At 63.5% G+C, this 18,652-nt stretch carries 15 protein-coding genes and 1 pseudogene; 11 read left to right on the top strand and 5 right to left on the bottom strand.

Annotated features, from left to right (window positions below; translation table 11 throughout):
* Window positions 1-45: 45 nt before the first annotated feature.
* The 7 genes and pseudogenes from V5B40_RS22345 (at window position 46) to brxL (ending at window position 11,913) form a co-directional block, all read left to right on the top strand.
* A complete protein-coding gene (locus V5B40_RS22345; RefSeq protein ID WP_332356625.1) occupies window positions 46-525 on the top strand; it encodes a mobile mystery protein A in 480 nt (159 codons plus the stop codon).
* A gap of 38 nt (window positions 526-563) precedes the next feature.
* Window positions 564-689, top strand: a pseudogene (locus tag V5B40_RS22340) (mobile mystery protein B); the annotation flags it as partial.
* 17 nt (window positions 690-706) lie between these two features.
* Entirely contained in the window at window positions 707-4,027 is a 3,321-nt protein-coding gene (locus tag V5B40_RS22335) for an Eco57I restriction-modification methylase domain-containing protein (protein ID WP_332356624.1), read from the top strand.
* Window positions 4,024-6,108 (top strand): RecQ family ATP-dependent DNA helicase, encoded by a 2,085-nt coding sequence (locus V5B40_RS22330; protein WP_332356623.1) that lies wholly within the window; start codon window positions 4,024-4,026, stop codon window positions 6,106-6,108. Before V5B40_RS22335 ends, V5B40_RS22330 begins: the two co-directional genes overlap by 4 nt.
* Window positions 6,098-7,534: a DNA-processing protein DprA gene (locus tag V5B40_RS22325; protein ID WP_332356622.1), complete on the top strand. Its 1,437-nt coding sequence runs from the start codon at window positions 6,098-6,100 to the stop codon at window positions 7,532-7,534. The genes V5B40_RS22330 and V5B40_RS22325 overlap by 11 nt, the downstream gene beginning before the upstream one ends.
* A gap of 22 nt (window positions 7,535-7,556) precedes the next feature.
* On the top strand, window positions 7,557-9,878 hold the full coding sequence (pglZ, locus tag V5B40_RS22320; protein WP_332356621.1) for a BREX-1 system phosphatase PglZ type B: 2,322 nt from the start codon (window positions 7,557-7,559) through the stop codon (window positions 9,876-9,878).
* Window positions 9,868-11,913, top strand: a complete 2,046-nt coding sequence (gene brxL, locus V5B40_RS22315) for a protease Lon-related BREX system protein BrxL (protein WP_332356620.1) — start codon at window positions 9,868-9,870, stop codon at window positions 11,911-11,913. Before pglZ ends, brxL begins: the two co-directional genes overlap by 11 nt.
* 201 nt (window positions 11,914-12,114) lie before the next feature.
* Here brxL and V5B40_RS22310 read toward each other — a convergent pair whose 3' ends face one another.
* The 4 genes from V5B40_RS22310 to V5B40_RS22295 all read right to left on the bottom strand — a co-directional run bounded on the left by V5B40_RS22310 (window position 12,115) and on the right by V5B40_RS22295 (window position 13,131).
* The gene (locus tag V5B40_RS22310; RefSeq protein ID WP_332356619.1) at window positions 12,115-12,390 is read right to left on the bottom strand and encodes a hypothetical protein; all 276 of its coding nucleotides are present in this window, start codon (window positions 12,388-12,390) and stop codon (window positions 12,115-12,117) included.
* Window positions 12,383-12,535 carry a hypothetical protein gene (locus V5B40_RS22305; RefSeq protein ID WP_332356618.1) on the bottom strand — a complete coding sequence of 51 codons (153 nt, stop codon included), beginning with the start codon at window positions 12,533-12,535 and terminating at the stop codon, window positions 12,383-12,385. The genes V5B40_RS22310 and V5B40_RS22305 overlap by 8 nt, the downstream gene beginning before the upstream one ends.
* Window positions 12,522-12,857, bottom strand: a complete 336-nt coding sequence (locus V5B40_RS22300; protein WP_332356617.1) for a nucleotidyltransferase domain-containing protein — start codon at window positions 12,855-12,857, stop codon at window positions 12,522-12,524. The genes V5B40_RS22305 and V5B40_RS22300 overlap by 14 nt, the downstream gene beginning before the upstream one ends.
* Window positions 12,858-12,993: 136 nt before the next feature.
* On the bottom strand, window positions 12,994-13,131 hold the full coding sequence (locus V5B40_RS22295; protein ID WP_332356616.1) for a hypothetical protein: 138 nt from the start codon (window positions 13,129-13,131) through the stop codon (window positions 12,994-12,996).
* 143 nt (window positions 13,132-13,274) lie between these two features.
* On the opposite strand from V5B40_RS22295, the gene V5B40_RS22290 reads away from it, so the two are divergent.
* Entirely contained in the window at window positions 13,275-15,140 is a 1,866-nt protein-coding gene (locus V5B40_RS22290; protein WP_434735903.1) for a YfbK domain-containing protein, read from the top strand.
* Between the two features lie 112 nt (window positions 15,141-15,252).
* A complete protein-coding gene (locus tag V5B40_RS22285) occupies window positions 15,253-15,825 on the top strand; it encodes a sigma-70 family RNA polymerase sigma factor (protein WP_332356615.1) in 573 nt (190 codons plus the stop codon).
* Here V5B40_RS22285 and V5B40_RS22280 read toward each other — a convergent pair.
* Entirely contained in the window at window positions 15,788-16,153 is a 366-nt protein-coding gene (locus V5B40_RS22280) for a hypothetical protein (protein ID WP_332356614.1), read from the bottom strand. The two genes, V5B40_RS22285 and V5B40_RS22280, sit on opposite strands and share 38 nt — an antisense overlap.
* On the opposite strand from V5B40_RS22280, the gene V5B40_RS22275 reads away from it, so the two are divergent.
* Together V5B40_RS22275 and V5B40_RS22270 are read left to right on the top strand one after the other, a co-directional pair.
* Window positions 16,140-17,084, top strand: coding sequence for a hypothetical protein (locus V5B40_RS22275; RefSeq protein ID WP_332356613.1), 945 nt, complete (start codon window positions 16,140-16,142; stop codon window positions 17,082-17,084). The two genes, V5B40_RS22280 and V5B40_RS22275, sit on opposite strands and share 14 nt — an antisense overlap.
* A 356-nt stretch (window positions 17,085-17,440) precedes the next feature.
* Window positions 17,441-18,625, top strand: a complete 1,185-nt coding sequence (locus V5B40_RS22270) for a transposase (protein WP_332356612.1) — start codon at window positions 17,441-17,443, stop codon at window positions 18,623-18,625.
* Window positions 18,626-18,652: the final 27 nt, after the last annotated feature.

The following is an 18,652-nucleotide window of genomic DNA, read 5'->3' as shown; positions in this document are numbered from 1 at the left end:
TAGTGCAAAATGTAAATTACAAATAGCGCATTGTGGTGCAATTTCATGAAGACAAACTTTCCACAACTCCGGCTTCGCCAACTCGATTCCGCGCTGGAACGCTGGCGCAGCGCCGACCTGCCGCCGCGTCCGCCGTCCGGCTGGATCAGGGCCATTCGCGACGGGCTGGGAATGTCCGCAACCTACCTCGCGAGCAGATTGGGCGTCGCCACCTCGACGGTCACCCGACTGGAGAGTTCGGAGGCTGACGAAACCATCAGCCTGAGCACCCTGCGCCGGGCAGCCGAAGCCCTGGACTGCGAACTGCGCTACGCCCTGGTGCCCAGGCAATCACTCGAAGCGACACTGGAAGCGCGGGCGGCCGCACTGGCACTCGAGCAGATGTCGGCGATCAGCCACAGCATGGCGCTGGAAGCGCAGGCAACCTCACCGGAGGCGCGCGACGCGCAGACCCGCGCCCTCATCGACGCCCTGCGCTCGGGTTCCCGGCGCGTACTCTGGAAACCCGCCGGACGGAATCGTTGAACAGGATAGCGTTCGATCTGGACACCCCCCGGGCGCCACCCCGCTTCACCTGGGGCAGCGCCAATCTCGTCGATGCGAATGCAACCCGGCAACGCTATATCGCCGCCCTGCAGGCCGCCGACGCGCGTGACATCGTTCCGTTGCTCGCCTTTGCCCGCAGCTGACCACCCGAAACAGGAAAATGAAAACCCATCTCTCCCGCGAACACCGCCGCGCCCTCGAAGCCACTGCCGCCCAGGCGCGATCCGCCGCCGAAACAGGCGCCGCCCGGGCGCTGCAAGCCCTGGCCGTCGGCGCCAGTACAGCGCCGGCGCATCTGACGGATGGTCAGAAGAAGCTGCGTGTCCGCCTGCGCGCCCACGGCCGGGCACTGGGCGATGACTTGCGCCAGGACGACACACAGAGCATCGACCACCTGGTCGCTGAGATCGCCTACGAGCACTGGCACCGCATGCTCTTCGCCCGCTTCCTAGCCGAAAGCGATCTGCTGATGCACCCGGACGGCTATCCGGTGAGCCTCAGCGATTGCAAGGCCGACGCCGAGGACGGGCCAGGCCGCTTCGATCCCCCGGCACGCAGCGAATGGGAAGTCGCCGGGCATTACGCCTCGCGCATGCTGCCCAACGTCTTCCGCCCCGACAGCCCGGCGCTGGCCCTGCAACTGCCGCTGGAAACCGAGCAGGCGCTCGAAGCCCTGCTCGCCCGGCTGCCCACCACCGTCTTCCAGGCCGACGACAGCCTCGGCTGGAGCTACCAGTTCTGGCAGGCGCCGAAGAAGCAGGAAGTGCAGCGACAGATGAAGCAGGCCGGCACCAAGGTCGGCGCCGACGAACTGCCTGCCGTCACGCAGCTATTCACCGAGCAGTACATGGTCGCCTTCCTGCTCGAAAACGCCCTCGGCGGCTGGTGGCAGGGCCGCCACCCCGAGCAGCCGCTGCCGGTGGCCATGCCCTACTTCCGCAAGGTCAACGATGGCACGCCCGCCGCCGGCACCTTCCCCGCCTGGCCCGCCAGCCTCGCCGACTTCAGGCTGCTCGACCCCTGCCTCGGCTCCGGGCATTTCCTCGTCTCGGCCCTGCACTACCTGGTACCGATCCGCTGCGCCACCGAACATCTGTCGGTGGCTGCTGCCGTCGACCGCGTCCTGGCCGAAAACCTGCACGGCCTCGAACTCGATGCCCGCTGTGTCGAAATCGCCGCTTTCGCGCTCGCCCTGGCAGCCTGGCGCTATCCCGACGAGCAAGGCCAGCCGCTTGGCCATCGCCCACTGCCACGCCTCAACATCGCCTGCGTCGGCGTCGCGCCGCACAGCAAGAAAGCCGACTGGCTCAAGCTCGCCGATGGCGACAGGCTGCTCGAAGCCGGCATGGCCGCGCTTTACGCCCTCTTTCAGAAAGCCCCGGAACTCGGCAGCCTGATCGACCCGATGGCCACGACCCGGGGCGATCTGCTCGATGCGCAGTGGGAAGAACTGGCCTCCCGGCTGGAGCTGGCGCTGTCCGGTCATGACGACGAGGCCGGCACCGAAGCCCGTGTCGCCGCGCTGGGCATGGTGCATGCCTCGCGCATCCTGACGCGGCGCTATCACCTGGTCATTACCAATCCGCCGTATCTGGGTGCAGGACAGCATGGCCCGGTGCTCAAGGATTTCTGCGAAGAACACTACAAGGCAGCCAAGGGCGATATCGCCAATGTGTTTCTGGAACGTAGCCTCAAGCTTTGTGCGCCCGGCGGCTCGGTGTCGTTTGTGATGCCGCAGAACTGGCTGTTCCTCAAGAGCTACCAGAAGCAGCGCGAGCATTTGCTGAAGTACGCCACCTGGAACCTGCTGGCGCGGTTGGGCGAGCACGGCTTCGATAGCACTGACGCGGCGGGGGCCTTCACCATCCTGCTCAACCTAACCCATGCCACGCCATCGGAAAATCAGATGGTACACGGCCTGGATGCCAGTGCGCCGAATACACCCGTGGCAAAAGCGACGATTCTGGCTGAAGTCGAGGTTGTAGCAGTTCGCCAGAAAGCGCAGTTGGGAAACCCAGATAGAAGGATAGTGCTTGGGGGCGAGACATCTGGAAAGCTGTTATCAGCCTACGCAGAGTCGCCCAACGGGATGCATGGAGGCGATGCTTCGCGCTTTCGCTGTTTCTTCTGGGAAGTTGCCACGAATGCCGGTGACTGGCGTCACTTCCAAACACCAGTCAATATAACGGATCACTATTTAGGTCGAGAGAGCGTCTTTTATTGGCCGAGTAATGGAGACGATCACTATCGCAATCCGGCTGCTCGAATCCAGGGTGAATCTAGCTGGGGAAGAAAAGGGGTCGCCGTTCGCGTGATGAGGCAATTGCCTTGCACTCTCTACACAGGCGAAATGTTTGACATCAGTTGCTCGCCCATCACACCAAACGACGCATCCCAGTTGACCGCTCTCTGGTGCTTCTGCTCGTCACCGGAATACAACGAAGCAGTGCGGCGCATTGACCAGAAATTGAACGTCACCAATGCAACATTGGTGAAAGTCCCGTTCGATCTCGCCCACTGGCAGCAAGTCGCCACCGAACGCTACCCCAACGGCCTTCCCAAACCCTATTCCGACGACCCGACCCAGTGGATTTTCCACGGCCACCCGAAACCGGCCAACAACCCGCTGCAAGTTGCCGTTGCCCGTCTGCTCGGCTACCGCTGGCCGGCGGAGTCGGATGCCGAAATGGAGCTCTCCGACGAAGCGCGTGCCTGGATCGCGCGCGGCCACGACCTCGCCGGCCTGATCGACGACGACGGCATCGTCTGCCTGCCGGCCGTGCGCGGCGAAGCGGCGGCGGTGGATCGGCTGCGTGCGCTGCTCGCCAGGGCCTTCGGCACCGACTGGTCGGCGGCTCGCGAAAGCCAGTTGCTGCGCGACGCGGGTTGCGACGGCCTGCCGCTGGCGCAATGGCTGCGCGACAAGTTCTTCGAGCAGCATGTCGCCCGTTTCCAGAAGCGCCCCTTCATCTGGCACGTCTGGGACGGCCACAAGGAAGGCTTCTCGGCGCTGGTCAATTATCACCTGCTGACGCGCGAAAAACTCAATACCCTGATCAACCTCTATCTGGGCGACTGGATCACCCAGCAGCGGCGCGCCGTCGACGCCGGCAATGCGGACGCCACGCTCAAGCTCGCCAAGGCCGAGGCACTGAAGGCCAGGCTCGAAGCGATCCTCGAAGGCGAACCGCCCCACGACATCTTCGTGCGCTGGAAGCCGCTGCACCAGCAGCCGTTCGGCTGGAACCCGGACATCAACGACGGCGTGCGCATGAACATCCGCCCCTTCGTCGAGGCCGGCGTGCTGCGCATCAACCGCGCCAAAGTCGGCATCAAATGGGGCGTCGACCGCGGCAAGGACGTCGCCTCCGCGCCCTGGTTCAAGCTCGGCCCGACCTACGGCGAACCCGAAGGCACGCGCATCAACGACCACCACAGCACGCTCGCCGAGAAAAAGGCAGCGCGTGAGAAAGCGAAATGAACTTCGACGCCGCCCGCGCCCTGCAACTGCTGCGCATCGCTAGCGGCCAGCCCGAAGCGGTCTTCCGCGATGGCCAGGAAGAAGCGATTCGCCATGTCGTGGAAGGGCGAGGTCGTCTGCTGGTGGTGCAGAAAACCGGCTGGGGAAAAAGCTTCGTCTACTTCATTGCGACCAAAATGTTGCGTGAGGCCGACCATGGCCCTGCCTTGCTGGTGTCACCCTTGCTGGCGCTGATGCGCAACCAGATTGCTGCCGCCGAACGCATGGGCGTTCGAGCGGCCAGGATCACTTCGGACAACAAGGGCGAATGGGACGAGGTCATTGCCGCCATTGCACGAAACGACGTTGACATCCTGCTGATTGCTCCCGAAAGATTGGCCAACGACAAGTTTCGCGATGAGGTTTTGGCGCGCATCGCCGACCGTGTGACGCTGCTGGTCATTGACGAGGCGCACTGCATTTCGGACTGGGGTCACGACTTCCGTCCGCACTATCGATTGCTTGAACGTATCGTCCGCAGCTTGCCGCGAAACCTGCGTTTGCTGGCGACGACGGCGACTGCCAACAACCGGGTCATGGACGATCTGAAGCAGGTTCTTGGTCCCGATCTGAATGTCTCGCGGGGCGATCTGAATCGGCCCACTCTCGCCCTGCAAACGATTCGCTTGCCGAGCCAGGCCGAACGACTGGCCTGGCTGGCCGAACACGTAGCCGCACTGCCTGGGCACGGCATCATCTACACCTTGACGGTACGCGATTCGCTCCAGGTCGCCGAATGGCTTGGATCGCGCGGTCTGGCCGTGGAAAGCTACACCGGCCAATCCGGCGATCGACGCCCGGCGCTGGAACAGGCGCTCCTGGATAACCAGGTCAAGGCGCTGGTGGCAACGACTGCCCTGGGTATGGGCTTCGACAAGCCGGACCTGGCATTTGTCATTCACTACCAAATGCCGGGATCGGTCGTTGCCTATTACCAGCAGGTCGGCCGTGCCGGCCGCGCACTGGATGCAGCCCATGGCATCCTGCTTAGTGGCGTGGAAGAAACCGAGATTACGGACTACTTCATCGACAGCGCCTTCCCGAGCGAAGCGGAGGTCGAGGCCATGCTCGGGGCGCTGGAGGCGGCCCCCAGGGGGCTCTCGATTCCAGAACTGCTCGGCAGCCTGAACATCAGCAACAAGCGCGTCAAGAAGGCAATCGACCTGCTTTCCCTGGAATCGCCTGCGCCAATCGCCAAACAGGGAAGCAAGTGGCAATTGACCGTGGCGAAGCTGGGCCGCGGGTTCTGGGACCGAGCGGCGCGTCTCACGCAACTCCGCCGTGACGAACAGGCGCAGATGCAGGCCTATGTCCGCCTGACCGGTGGGCACATGGCCTTCCTGATCAGCGCCCTGGATGGCGATCCGACCGCTATCACCGGGCCCGCTTTGCAGCCCTTGCGCGCCGAGCCGGATGCGGCCCTGGTCCGCGAAGCCATTCGCTTCCTGCGTCGCACGAGTTTGCCGATTGAGCCGCGGCAAGTCTGGCCCGCCGGTGGCATGCCGCGCTATGGCGTCAAGGGCAACATACCAGAGCTGTGCAAAGCCCAAGCTGGCAAGGCACTATGTGTCTGGGGCGACGCCGGATGGGGCGGCCTGGTTCGCAAGGGCAAGTACCACGATGGCGTCTTTTCCGACGACTTGGTCGCTGCCTGCGTGAGCTTGCTTGGCGAATGGAATCCTCGCCCGTTTCCCAAATGGGTTACGGCTATTCCTTCGTTGCGGCACCCGCATCTGGTTCCTGATTTCGCGCGCCGACTGGCGGACGCTTTGGGCTTGCCGTTCGATATGGTGCTGGCCAAGACCGACGCCCGTCCGGAGCAAAAAACGATGGCCAACAGCATTCAGCAAGCGCGGAACATCGACGGCTCGCTGGCCGCTTTGCGCCCGGAAATTCCTGCCGGACCGGTCCTGCTTGTTGATGACATGGTCGACTCGCGCTGGACCCTCACTGTCGCGGCATGGCTTCTCGGCACGCACGGATGTACAACTGTTTGGCCACTCGCTCTAGCACAAACGGGACAAGAGTCAGATGAATCCTAATCTCTCCGCCAACACGCAGGCCATTCTGCTGCTGACCGCCCCGCTGATTGCCGGGCCGCGCAGCGCCCCCCCTAACGACCTGCTTACGCCAGGCGAGTACAAGCGCCTGGCACGCCACCTGCACCAGTTGTCAAGGGAGCCGGCGGACCTTCTCTCGTCGCATGCCGACGAAGCGCTTCGCGACGCACAGGCCGTCGTCGATGCGGAGCGCCTGAAGCGATTGCTCGCACGCGGCTTCGCCTTGAGCCAAGCGATAGAACGTTGGCAAACAAGGGCGATTTGGGTGGTCAGCCGCGCCGATCCAGATTATCCGCAGCGCCTGAGAGATCGCCTGAAGGATGACCGGCCTGCCGTTCTTTATGGCTGCGGCGAGCGGTCGATTCTCGATAGCGGCGGCCTCGCCGTGGTCGGCTCGCGCGCGGTCGAGGAGGCGCTTGTCGAATACACCGAATCCGTCGGCGCTCTAACTGCAAGGGCGCGAAAGACATTGGTTTCAGGCGGTGCACGCGGCATCGACCAGGCAGCGATGCGCGGCGCTCTGGCGGCCGGTGGCCGCGCCACGGGCGTTCTCGCCGACAGTCTCGAAAAAACCGCAATGAACCGCGAGCAGCGGACGATGCTGATGGACGGGCAACTCGTGCTGATCTCGCCCTACGATCCGGGCGCCGGCTTCAACGTCGGCCATGCGATGCAAAGAAACAAGCTGATCTATGCGTTTGCCGACGCCGCGTTGGTGGTGAGTTCGGACTACGAAAAGGGCGGAACCTGGGCTGGAGCAATCGAACAACTGCACAAGTTGCGGCTGGTGCCGGTGTTTGTCCGTTCAACCGATCCATCGAGCAAAGGCCTTGAGGCGCTGGCCAGGAAAGGCGCCCTGCCCTGGCCCAATCCGGAAGACCGTGAGGCGCTGGAAGATCTCTTGAGCTCGGCAAGCGCACCCCGGCCAACGGCAATCCAGAGCCCGCTTTTTGCTCAAACCGCCACTAGCGATGCATCAGCCCGCGCAAGCAGAGAAGAAGGCACTCTGGCAGCGGAGCAGTTGCAGCCGCCACACCCTGGCGAGCTGGCCGCCTCTGCGACCGACGATACCGGCGAATCGCCTGAGCAAGCCGCAGCGCTCGACGACGAGCGCCTGGAAATCCCGTCCTTGGCATCGCTTGATCCCCTATCGCCACCCTTGCCCCAACCGGAGGAAACCACACCCAGCCCGGCGGAAACACTTTTCGCTGCCGTGCGCGTTGCCCTGCCTCGCGTCTTGACGATCCCGAAAAAAGAGTCGGAGATTGCCAGCGAACTCCAGCTGACAACAACGCAAGCCCGCGAGTGGCTGCAACGACTGGCAGACGAGGGCGCCGTGGAAAAGGGACCGAAAAAATCGTTCTACCAGTTACCCGGCAGACTTCTCCAAACGCCGCCGAGGGCATAGCGAACATGAAAGCATCAGGAAAATGAAGCACGCCGCAGAAACCGTTTCTGCCAAGATCGCCTCCTGCGTCCGCGAACAGGCAAGGCGCTACAACCCCGCTCTGGAAGCCAAACCCATCGCCATCCTATGGACGGACGAAAAGCGCGAATGGGAAGCTGTCCTGCCAAGCTTGAAGGAAGCGCTACCGGAACTCCATTCGCTGGGTGCGCACGCGCCGGATGATCGCAGCGGGCCAGGAATCTGGCTGCGCATGGTGGCCGATGGCCAGGCTGGCCAGGCGAGCGAAGGCGAGACGCCAATCCTCTACCTGCCGGGGGTCGGCAACGGCCAGTTGCGCACCGATCTGCGCGGCCTCAAGAACGACCCCCAGCTCGCGCCACTTGCCGAATTGCAGTATCGCGGCTGCTTCTGGCGCCAGGAGAACGGCAAGGACTGGACCCTGCGTGCGTTCCTGGAGAGCAAACGCGGCGGCTTGGGGTTCAGGGTTGCCGGCAATCAAGAGACTGCGCAAGCGCTGAAAGCGGCCATCGGCAAATTGCTGCTGCAGAACGTGCGTGCGCTGGAAGCGCAAGTCATCGACGAGCGCTATCTCAATGATTTGCTCAACCCAGCGCCCGATGAGACCGTGCTGCGCTGGCTCACTTCCCCCGAGGCGATACGGCAGGAAAAAGGTAATGCCTGGGACAGCTTCGTGGCCACGATGCGCAGCCGCTTCGGCGTCGACCTGAGCCGTGGGCCGATGGAGGCTGCGCAGCGGATCCTCGGCAGCTCGAGGGGCGAGCCGGCCTATCTGCTGTGGGAACAATACGCCGCTCACTGGCAAAGCTATCCCGATGCCTACGAACTGCTCCGGAGCGTCGCGCCCCCGGACATGATCCAGGGCCCGGAGAGGTATCCACGGGAAAACGACGCCGACGAGAAGCGCCTGGCCGACGAACTCCTCAAGACTGCCAGCCTGCATCCTGCCGCGGCCGCCCAGGGTGTTCTGGAACTGGAGAAGAAACACGCTGCCCGGCGCGGAATGCTCTGGGCAAGGCAAGGCCATGCGCCGCTCGCCACCGCCCTGGAGCACCTCGCAGCCATCGCCACCGCGTTCCTTCAGCCAGGCGCGGGTGGCGACGTTTCCGAGGCTGCGCGACGCTATGCCGAAAGCGGCTGGCGCGTTGACGCTGCCGCGCGCGCGGCGATGGCGCTTGCCCAACAAGCAGAGCTGGAGCAACCGGTCTATGCCGTGCTTGAGGCGCTCTACCGGCGCTGGCTGGAGAGACAGGCCGATGGCTTTCAGTCCCTGGTCAAGCGCGACGGTTATCCGCAGTGGGGACTGCCGGCGGTTGCCGATGGCACTCTTGTCCTGTTCGTCGATGGCCTTCGCTTTGATCTGGCGCGCGAGCTTGAAGCCAACATGGCCGCTGGCGGAGACCTCGATATCACTTTGGAACCGGGCTTCACCAGCATTCCTTCGGTGACCAGCAGCGGCAAGGTCTGGATTTCACCCGCCTGCAAACTTGCCGTGCGGGGCAGCGGCAGCAATTTCGAGCCGGTGCTGCCCAGAGGCGCTTACACGGCCGACAAGCTGCGCAAGGCGATGGAAAGCGAGGTCTTCGCAATTGTCGACACGGAAAGCCCGAGCCTGGCCTATGGGAAGGGCTGGGCCGAGTTCCCCGGCGACATCGACAGCGATGGCCACAACAAGGGGCTGCGGCTGGCGCGCGCCGTGACGGGTCACCTCGTCGACCTCGCACGTGCCATCCGTCGCCTGCTGAATGTCGGCTGGAAGGAAGTCTGGGTGGTGACCGACCACGGCTGGCTGCTCCTGCCAGGCGGCCTGCCCAAGGCGGAACTGCCGGCCAGGCTGACCGAAACGCGCTGGGGTCGCTGCGCGATTCTGCGCGAAGCGGCTGCCGGCCAGGAGAGTCTGGTGCTGCCCTGGAGCTTCGACGCTTCGGTAAGCATCGCCCTCGCTCCCGGCATCTCGGCATTTACCAGGGGCCGCGAGTACGACCACGGCGGCTTGAGCCCGCAGGAATCCGTGGTGCCCTTCCTGCGCGTCAAGCGCAATGGCCCGGTGACGGGTCAAGCCAGACTGGCTTCGGTGCGCTGGAACACGCGCAAGACGATCTGCTCGGTCACGACGACCGATGCCGCTGGCCTGAGCGTCAGCGTGGAACGGCTGGGCAATGCGATCGGCGAAGCCGAAAGCATCGACAGCGACGGCAAGGGCCGCGTGGTCTTCGAGGAAGTCGATGAATTGATCGATGAGGAGATCTCGGTGCTGCTCCGTCGCGATGGCCAGAAAGTGGCCGAGGAACGCATGAATTTTGGAGAAGCGTGGCATGGAGCTTGATTCACTGGATCGCAAGGCTGCAGACGCCTTCGACGGGTATATCGTGCGCAAGGATTTGGTGCGCCAGTTCTCGCGCCAGTTTCCGGTGCCCACCTATGTCGTCGAGTTCATGCTGGGACGCTACTGTGCGACCACCGATGAAGCGGAGATTCAGGAAGGCCTGGCGATCGTCCAGCGCCAGCTTTCCGAACGGGCGGTACGCGCCGGTAACGAGAACCTGATCCAGTCGATTGCGCGTGAAAAAGGCCAGGCACGCATCATCGACATCATTTCGGCGCGACTGGATTCCCGAACCGATTCCTACGTCGCCGAACTGCCGTCGCTGAAGCTGCGCGATGTCCGCATTTCGGCCGAGTTGGTCACCGCACACCAGCGCATGCTGACGGGCGGCTTCTATGCGGAGGTGACGCTGGGCTACGACCCGACCATCGCCCAGGAGAAAAGCGGCCGGCCTTTCGGCGTCGATGGTCTGCGCGCGATTCAACTCTCACAGCGTGACGTCCTGGAGAAGATGGCGCAGGCGCGCGGCAAGCTGTCGACGCCCGAATGGAAGGATTTTCTGCTGCGCTCCATCGGCCTCGAGCCGGCGCAGCTCAGCGAACGCAACAAAGACGCCGTTTTGCTGCGCATGGTGCCTTTCGTCGAACGCAACTACAACCTGGTCGAGATCGGCCCACGCGGCACCGGCAAGTCACATCTCTTCCAGCAGGTATCGCCCTACGCCCATCTGGTTTCCGGCGGCAAGGCAACCGTTGCGCGCATGTTCGTCAATAACGCCAATGGCCAGCGCGGCCTGGTTTGCCAATACGACGTGGTGTGCTTCGATGAGGTTTCCGGCATCTCCTTCGACCAGAAGGATGGGGTCAACATCATGAAGGGCTACATGGAATCGGGAGAGTTCTCGCGCGGCAAGGAGAGCATCCGCGCCGACGGCTCGATCGTGATGGTCGGCAACTTCGATGTCGACGTCGAGCACCAGCAGCGCATTGGCCACCTCTTCCAGCCGCTGCCGCCCGAGATGCGCGACGACACGGCGTTCATGGATCGTATTCATTGTTACCTGCCCGGTTGGGACGTGCCCAAACTGAAACCGGAAATCTTCACCGATCACTTCGGGCTGGTCAGTGATTTCCTCTCCGAATGCTTCACACAACTGCGCAACCAAAGCCGCCTGGCGACCCTGCAAAACCGCCTCTTCTTTGGCGGTGCGCTATCGGGCCGCGACATCAACGGCGTCAACAAGACCATCAGTGGCCTGCTGAAGCTGATTCATCCCGCTCAGGATGCCGAGGTCAGCGATGCAGACCTCGAATGGGCTGTACGGCTGGCATTGGAAGTTCGCCGCCGCGTCAAGGAACAGCAAAAGCGTATCGGTGCTGCCGAATTCCGCAATACCCACTTCAGCTATACGCTGGGCGCCGAGGGTGTCGAAAAATTTGTCTCAACGCCGGAACTGCAAAGTCAGGGCGGCATCGGTGACGAGCCATTGGAGGCCGGGCAGATCTGGACGCTCTCACCCGGCGGCCAGGATGAGCATCCCGGCCTCTTCCGCATCGAAGTCGCCGAAGGACCCGGCGGCGGCGTGCGCGTGCTCAACAAGCCCGTGCAACAAGCGTTCCAGGAATCGATCCGTTGCGCCGAGCAGAACCTCTATGCGCGGGCAATGCAGCTGGTCGGCGATCGCGACCCGCGTGCCCATGAATTCTCGGTGCAGCTGCGCGGCTTCGATGCGGCAAGGAGCGGTGCAAAAACCGGCGTTGCTTCGCTGATCGCGCTATGCGGGGCCTTGCTGCGCAAATCCGTGCGCGGGGGCTTGATCGTCGTCGGCGAAGTGACGCTCGGCGGAACCATCGAGCCAGTTCACAACGCGGTCAGTCTTGCGGAGATTGCCAGCGAAAAAGGGGCGAAATCCTTGCTCTTGCCGGTATCGTGCCGGCGTCAGTTGTTTGATCTCTCCGACGACATGGCCACGCGGCTGGACATCGAGTTCTATCAGGACGCCAAGGACGCGCTGCTAAAGGCATTGGCTGATTGACAAGCGGCCCAGCAAGCGCGACAACCCGGCCGAGGAAGTACAGCGCCACATCCGTATCCAGACGGTCGGTGCCCGCGAATTCCACCTCGACCATTTCCAGGCCGTCGGCTCCGTCATGCTGCGGCCAAAGCGCCTGGTCATCGCCACCACGCACGCGGCACCGACGATCTCGCCGGCGAGCAACGAAGGCAACATGGGGAGTTATCTCGTGCTGGCGGAAAACGTGACTTCAAGATGGCAGATCAGTTCATCCAGCAGTTCCAATTGATAGACATTCCGGCAGCGGTTGCAGTGGTAGGACAGCTCACCAATGAGCTCGGAAACAACATCCGCTCTAAATCTGATCCATTTCTTCCGACCATTCCTGAGGTCCGCCTGTGTCGTTTCATCCATTACCCAGAAACCGCCAAGCTCCAGGATGAGCTTCTTTTCACCGGCTTCGAGATCCACTTCAATGAACTCAACTGAGCTATTCATGCGCATCATTCCGCCCGAGCGGTAAGGGCGAGGCCGCCGCAGGCATCAATTCGCCCGACAGCGGATTGTCGAGCATGCCGCGTAAGGCATCGAAATCCTTGCGCGCCATGAGCAGCAAGGCCTGCGCGTGATCAGGCGCGCGCATGCAAAACCTTTCCCTCGCGCTGGGCGCGACCGACGATATGGTGCTCAGAATCCCTGAGTTGCTCGAATTCATCGCGACTATAGAGCAGCAAATCCTTGGGCAGCGCCAGCTTGCGCAGAGCCAGGTACAATCGCGCCGTTTCCTGGCGGCGACTTCGCTGCGGGCTGAAAGGCTCAGGCTCGACAATCAGGAGATCAACATCGGAATCCGGCCGGGCGTCGCCACGCGCACGCGAACCAAATAGAATCACGGTGTCGGGATTGGCTTCACGAATGATCGTGTCGATCATCTCGCGGATCAGGCTGTCATCTTCACTTTGCATCCGGAACACCTCCCTTAGTCAACACAACACCGGCTTCTCCAATCAGCGCGTAGAGAATCATCGGCGACCCGGCAGGAAACGATCAGGCTTTGAGTCATCAGCCGGTATTCTGCTCGAAAAACGCCCACTCGATGCGCTAATCCGCTTCACGGCTGGCGAGTGCGAAGCGGGCGGCATGGCCGCGGTTGGGTCGTCTGCCGGCCTGGGTGTCGTCGATGACGGAGGTGGTGACGTCGGCGATGGTGTGAGCGGCAGCGCCCGACGAAAAAATCACGCGCGAACCAACCCGGTTTTCTGATCTCGCCCGTTTCACTCTCACGCCCCCGCATTTAGCGCCACAGCGCGGATGCGGGAAGGCGTCAAGAGATCGCGCCTCGATGCGCACCGAAACTTGGACCCGGAAACAGGAGCCTGACCATGAAACATCGCACCCCATCCCGCCTGCTCGCCATCCTGCTGGCCGGCCTGCTCGCCGCCTGCGCACCGACGCAACAGGACAATACAGCCGTCAAGACAGCGCCACGCAGCGATCAAACAGCCCCCGGACGCGCCGCCGAGAACGAAACTCGCCCGAGCGCGCAAGGCGCCGTCGCAGCCACGGCAACCGTCGCAGTCACCCCGAGCGCCCCAACCACCCCAACCGCCCCACTCGCTTCAGCCGCCCAGACAGCACCCCAGGCGCAGCCCAAGCCGGCGCCAAAGCTCGCCGAGACGATGGCGGCCAACGCCCCGCCCGGCAAAGTGGTGGCAAAGAAGGAGGCGAGGCAGGAAGCCGATGCCAGGATGGCCGCCGACAGGATGTCCGTCGCCGTGCAGCCACAGCCGCAGCCACCAAGCTATGCGCTTGCCCCCATGCCGCCCGAGGCGCGCGAGCGCTACAGCCAGCTCACCGACAATCCGGTCAGGCAGGTCGCCGAAGCGCCGGTGTCCACCTTCAGCATCGATGTCGATACCGGCAGCTACAGCAATGTGCGCCGCATGCTCAATGCCGGCCAATTGCCGCCCGCCGATGCGGTGCGCGTCGAGGAATTGATCAACTACTTCCCGTACGACTACGCGCTGCCGAAGGACGATCGTCCGTTTGCCGTGCATAGCGAAATGGCTCCCGCCCCGTGGAACGCCGAGCGCGTGCTGCTGCGCGTCGGCATCAAGGGGCAGGATGTCGCCAAGCAGGCCCTGCCGCCGGCGAACGTGGTTTTTCTGGTCGACGTCTCGGGCTCGATGAACAGTGCGGACAAGCTGCCGCTGCTCAAGTCCGCGCTCAAGTTGCTGGTTGCCCAGATGCGTGCTCAGGATCGCATCTCGCTGGTGACTTACGCCTCGGGAACACGGGTGATCCTGCCACCGACGCCAGGCACTGAAAAAGCCACCATCAGCGCGGCGATCGATGCCCTGCAGGCTGGCGGCAGCACGGCCGGCGCTTCCGGCATTCAACTGGCCTACGCCGCTGCCCAGCAAAGCTTCGTCAAAGGGGGCATCAACCGCATCCTGCTGGCCACCGATGGCGATTTCAATGTCGGCATCGCCGACACGCGGCAGCTGAAAAGCATGATCGAAGAAAAGCGCAAATCCGGCATCTCGCTGTCGACCCTGGGCTTTGGCACCGGCAACTACAACGAAGCGATGATGGAGCAGATCGCCGATGTCGGCGACGGCGCCTATTCCTACATCGACAACCTGATGGAAGGCCACAAGGTACTGGTCAATGAGCTGACTTCCACCCTGGCCACCATCGCCCGCGACGTGAAAGTGCAGATCGAATTCAATCCCGCCGTGGTCAAGGAGTATCGCCTGATCGGCTACGAGAACCGCCAGCTGGCGCGCGAGGATTTCAACAACGACCAGGTCGATGCCGGCGACATTGGCGCAGGCCACACCGTCACCGCACTCTACGAGCTGACCCTGGCCGGCAGCAAGGCCAGCGTGGACCCGCTGCGCTATGCCCGGCAAGCCAGTGTCGAAAGCCCCTTGGGTAACGAACTCGGCCACCTCAAGCTGCGCTACAAGCAGCCCGGAAGCAGCACCAGCGAGCTCATCGACTTCCCTCTGCAACGTAGCGCGATCAAAGCGCTCGACGCCGCCAGCAGCGAATTTCGATTCGCCAGCGCCGTGGCAGCCTACGGCCAGCTGTTGCGCGGCGGCAAATACACCGGCGACTGGCGCTATGCCGACGTCCGCAAGCTGGCGCTGGCCAACACCGGCAGCGACCCCTACGGCTACCGCGGCGAGTTCCTGCGCCTGCTCGATCTGGCGGCAGCCCTGGGGAGCAAGCCCGCGAGCTGATCCGCCGCCCGTTCTCGTTCCCGGCGCCTCGCCGCCGCCTCTCCGACAGGCGAGAGTGGGGGCAGGTGGCGGCAAACACTCCCGGCAAAGCGGCCGGTCTATACTGCGGGCCATGAAGACCGCCGCCGAACTTGCCACGCTGCCCGACGAAGACCTGATGCTGCTGGTCGCCAACGGCCTGGTCGAGAAACCCGCCACCGAGCTCTTCCGCCGCCACAACCGGGCGCTGTTCAACTTCATCGCCTGGCAGTGCCAGGGCAATGTCGCCCAGGCCGAAGACATCACCCAGCGCAGCTGGGAGAAGCTGATGACGCGCTGCGCGGACTACAAACCGCAAGCGGCTTTCCGGACTTTCCTGTTCCAGATTGCCCGCAACCTGTGGCTCGACCTGCGCCGCTCTGCGGCCGAAAGCCAGCGCGCAGAACTCGACGACAAGCGCCCCGAAGCGCCCACCGAGGATCTGGCGCCGGAAGCCGAACTGATACTGCGCCAGAATCTCGACCGGGTGCACCAGGCCTTGCTCGCCCTGCCCGCCAATCAGCGCGAAGTGGTGGTCCTGCGCTTTTTCAGCGAAATGACTCTGGAGGAAATCGCGCACACCGTCGGCGAAGGTTTCGAAACCGTCAAGAGCCGCCTGCGCTACGCTTTCACCCGCCTGCGCCGCGAACTGGAGGCACAGGCGTGAGCCAGGTGAACCAGGTGAACCAGCGAGCCGGGCTTTCGAAAAATTCCTGCAGGGCGAGGACCGCCTGGCCCGCCTGCTCTGCGAGCTGCCCGCCTACACCCCGTCGGACGAAGCTGAATTCGAAGCGGCTTTTGCACGCGCGGCACAGGCCGCACAGGCTGCACAGACTGCACAGACGCGCAATTGCCACACCGCCCGAGGCGGCCGCCACGCCAACCACCTCGCCCAGCCCTGCGCCAGCAACAGCCGCGCGTCTCGAGACCATTCCTTCGGCTTTCGAACCACCCGCCAGCCTGGAAGCCAACTTCCTGAAGATGGCCGCCAGCATTGAATCTGCGCAAGCTCCCCGCCGCGAGGCCGTCCTGACGGGCATCGCCAAAGGCGATAGCCCACAAGCGATGCTTGGCGCCGCACTTGCGCCGGCCAGCGAAGAATGGCTGCGTGCGCAAGCAGTTGCCGCGCCAGCCACCGAAGCTGCCCCGCCAGCCACCCCGGTCAAGAAACGCGCCTTCCTCGGCTTTCGCTGCTTCGACCTGCGTTTGGCGGCACTGGCTGGCCTGCTGGCAGCAATCGGCACGCAACTCGTGCTCACCCTCACCCCCGACGCGCAGCAAGTCGCGGTGCAAGACGCTTTCCAGACAGCAATGCTGGCGAAGGACGCGGCGAAGAAAGAGGCGCTCGGCCAAAACGCCGAGCCCGCACTTGCCGAAGCGCAAGTCGCGCTGGAGCAGACGCCTGGCGCCATGCGGCAAGGCCCGCAAGACAAGGGCAAACTCGCCGCACGAGAACGCCATGCCGCGCCGGGCAGCGGCATGGCACAAGACGCGCGCGCCGACGCACGCGCCGCGCAGCCTGCACCTCCAGCCGCAGCCCGGATGACGGAACAGACAAGCCGCCCGGGGAAAATGGCGGCAAGCGGCATTACAAACACCCCGAAAGAAGAAGGCCCGGCAACTCTGGCGGCTGCGCCGATGACCCGCCAGAAGAGCGTCGACACCGGCATCAGCGCCACGCTCGCCGACGACCCGGCCGACATCGCTGCCCGGCTGCCGGCCCGCCCGGCAGACGCGGTATGGACGGTATGGGCGGTCTATAGCCGCCACATCGGCCAGCCTGAACTCGATCGCTGGCTTGAAACCCTGCGCCAGCACATACCGGAAAGCAGCCGCCCGGCGCGTTTCGAGCTGATCAGGGACGACGCCAGCGGCGGCCCAAGCCATCTGCGCATCGTGCCGCCGACCCTGCCCGCGGTCCGATAAGTTTTCGCCAACTGCGAGATTGTTTGTCTGGGACTTTGTCTGGGACTGCAAGGCGACGGTGAATATTGGCGACGCTGCATGCTGGTTTCGGTCTGTGGCTGCGCGACCGACGCCAAAGATGTCGCGCGGGCCATTGCCGCCATCGCCAAAGCACTCTGAGCGCGCTTGGCCAGCAATTCTCGGCGTACAGCCCGTCCCTTGCTCCCTGGCGTCAGTCTGCTGCAATACACGTGAGCCTCTTGCAAAACTGACACTGCAGGGCTGATTTTTTCGTCGCTGGGGGCGAAAGCGGAGGACGCAGGCGGCCATTTCTGGCATGATGGGTTTCTCAAGACCAACATCATAACGCCCGCAAAATGGATACTACCCAACGCGAACTGATCATGCAACGCTGGAACGTGATTCAGCACGAACTGCTGCCCGAGTTGAGGGCTGAAGGTCCGCTGACACCGAAGTTGGAGAAGGTCGTGCACATCCTGGAATGGGTGCGCATTGAGGAATTCACGGGATCGAACTGGTGTGGCGTGGGGCGTCCGCCGGTAGAGCGGGCGTGGCTGGCGAACGCTTTCGTGGCTAAGTCGGTGTTGGGGCTCAATACCACGGTAGGGCTGATTGAACGCCTGACGATAGACCGTGCGCTGCGACGTATCTGTGGCTTTCCTCTGTGCAAGAAACTGCCTTCTGAAGCCACCTTCTCGCGCGCCTTCGACGAGTTTTCTCAAGCGGATTTGGGCCAGCGGGTGCATGAAGCCCTCGTCAAGGCCCATCTCGGGGATGAACTGATCGGACATATCAGCCGCGACGGTACGGCCATTGAAGCACGCGAACATCCGTCCCGGCGCGAGGCGGCCGTGGCCGAAGAGGTCCCAGCGGCACAGCCCTCGGTGCTCCCGAAGGAAGAGAGCCCTTCCGAAGCGAGTGCGCCAGTGCCAGAAACGCCACCAGCGGCGAAGAAACGTGGCCGCCCCCGGCGCGGCGAGACACGACCACCCGCGAAGGAGTCGCCGATCCAGCGCCAACGCGGGCAGACGTTGGCGCAAATGCTCGATGAGATTCCGACGGCGTGTGATCGCGGCACGAAGTGCAACGCCCAAGGCTACAAGGTCAGCTGGAACGGCTATAAGCTGCATCTCGACACCGCCGACTGTGGCGTGCCCATCGCGGCGCTGCTCTCAAGCGCCTCGATGCACGACAGCCGTGCCGCCATTCCGCTATCACTGATCAGTGCCGAGCGGGTGACCAACCTCTACGATGTCATGGATGCGGCCTATTGCAGCACCGAATTGCGTGAGCACTGCCGGAGTCTCGGCCACGTTCCGCTGATCGATCACAATCCGCGTCGCGGCGAGAAGATCGAATTCGCACCGGCCGAGGCCATTCGTTACAACGAACGTACCGTCGCCGAGCGCAGCAACGCGCGGCTCAAGGACGAATTCGGCGGCAACACCATCATGGTCAAGGGCGGCGCCAAGGTGATGGCGCACTTGATGTTCGGTATCCTGGCGCTGACCGCCGACCAGTTGATGCGATTACGAGAATGACCACCCGTTTTTCCTCTCCGACCGCTG

Origin of the sequence: Candidatus Accumulibacter meliphilus (assembly GCF_036625345.1) — a bacterium.
In the GTDB taxonomy this organism is placed as follows: domain Bacteria; phylum Pseudomonadota; class Gammaproteobacteria; order Burkholderiales; family Rhodocyclaceae; genus Accumulibacter; species Accumulibacter meliphilus.
Note: the sequence above shows the minus strand (reverse complement) of the source record. Positions and strands in the feature narration are given on the sequence as shown.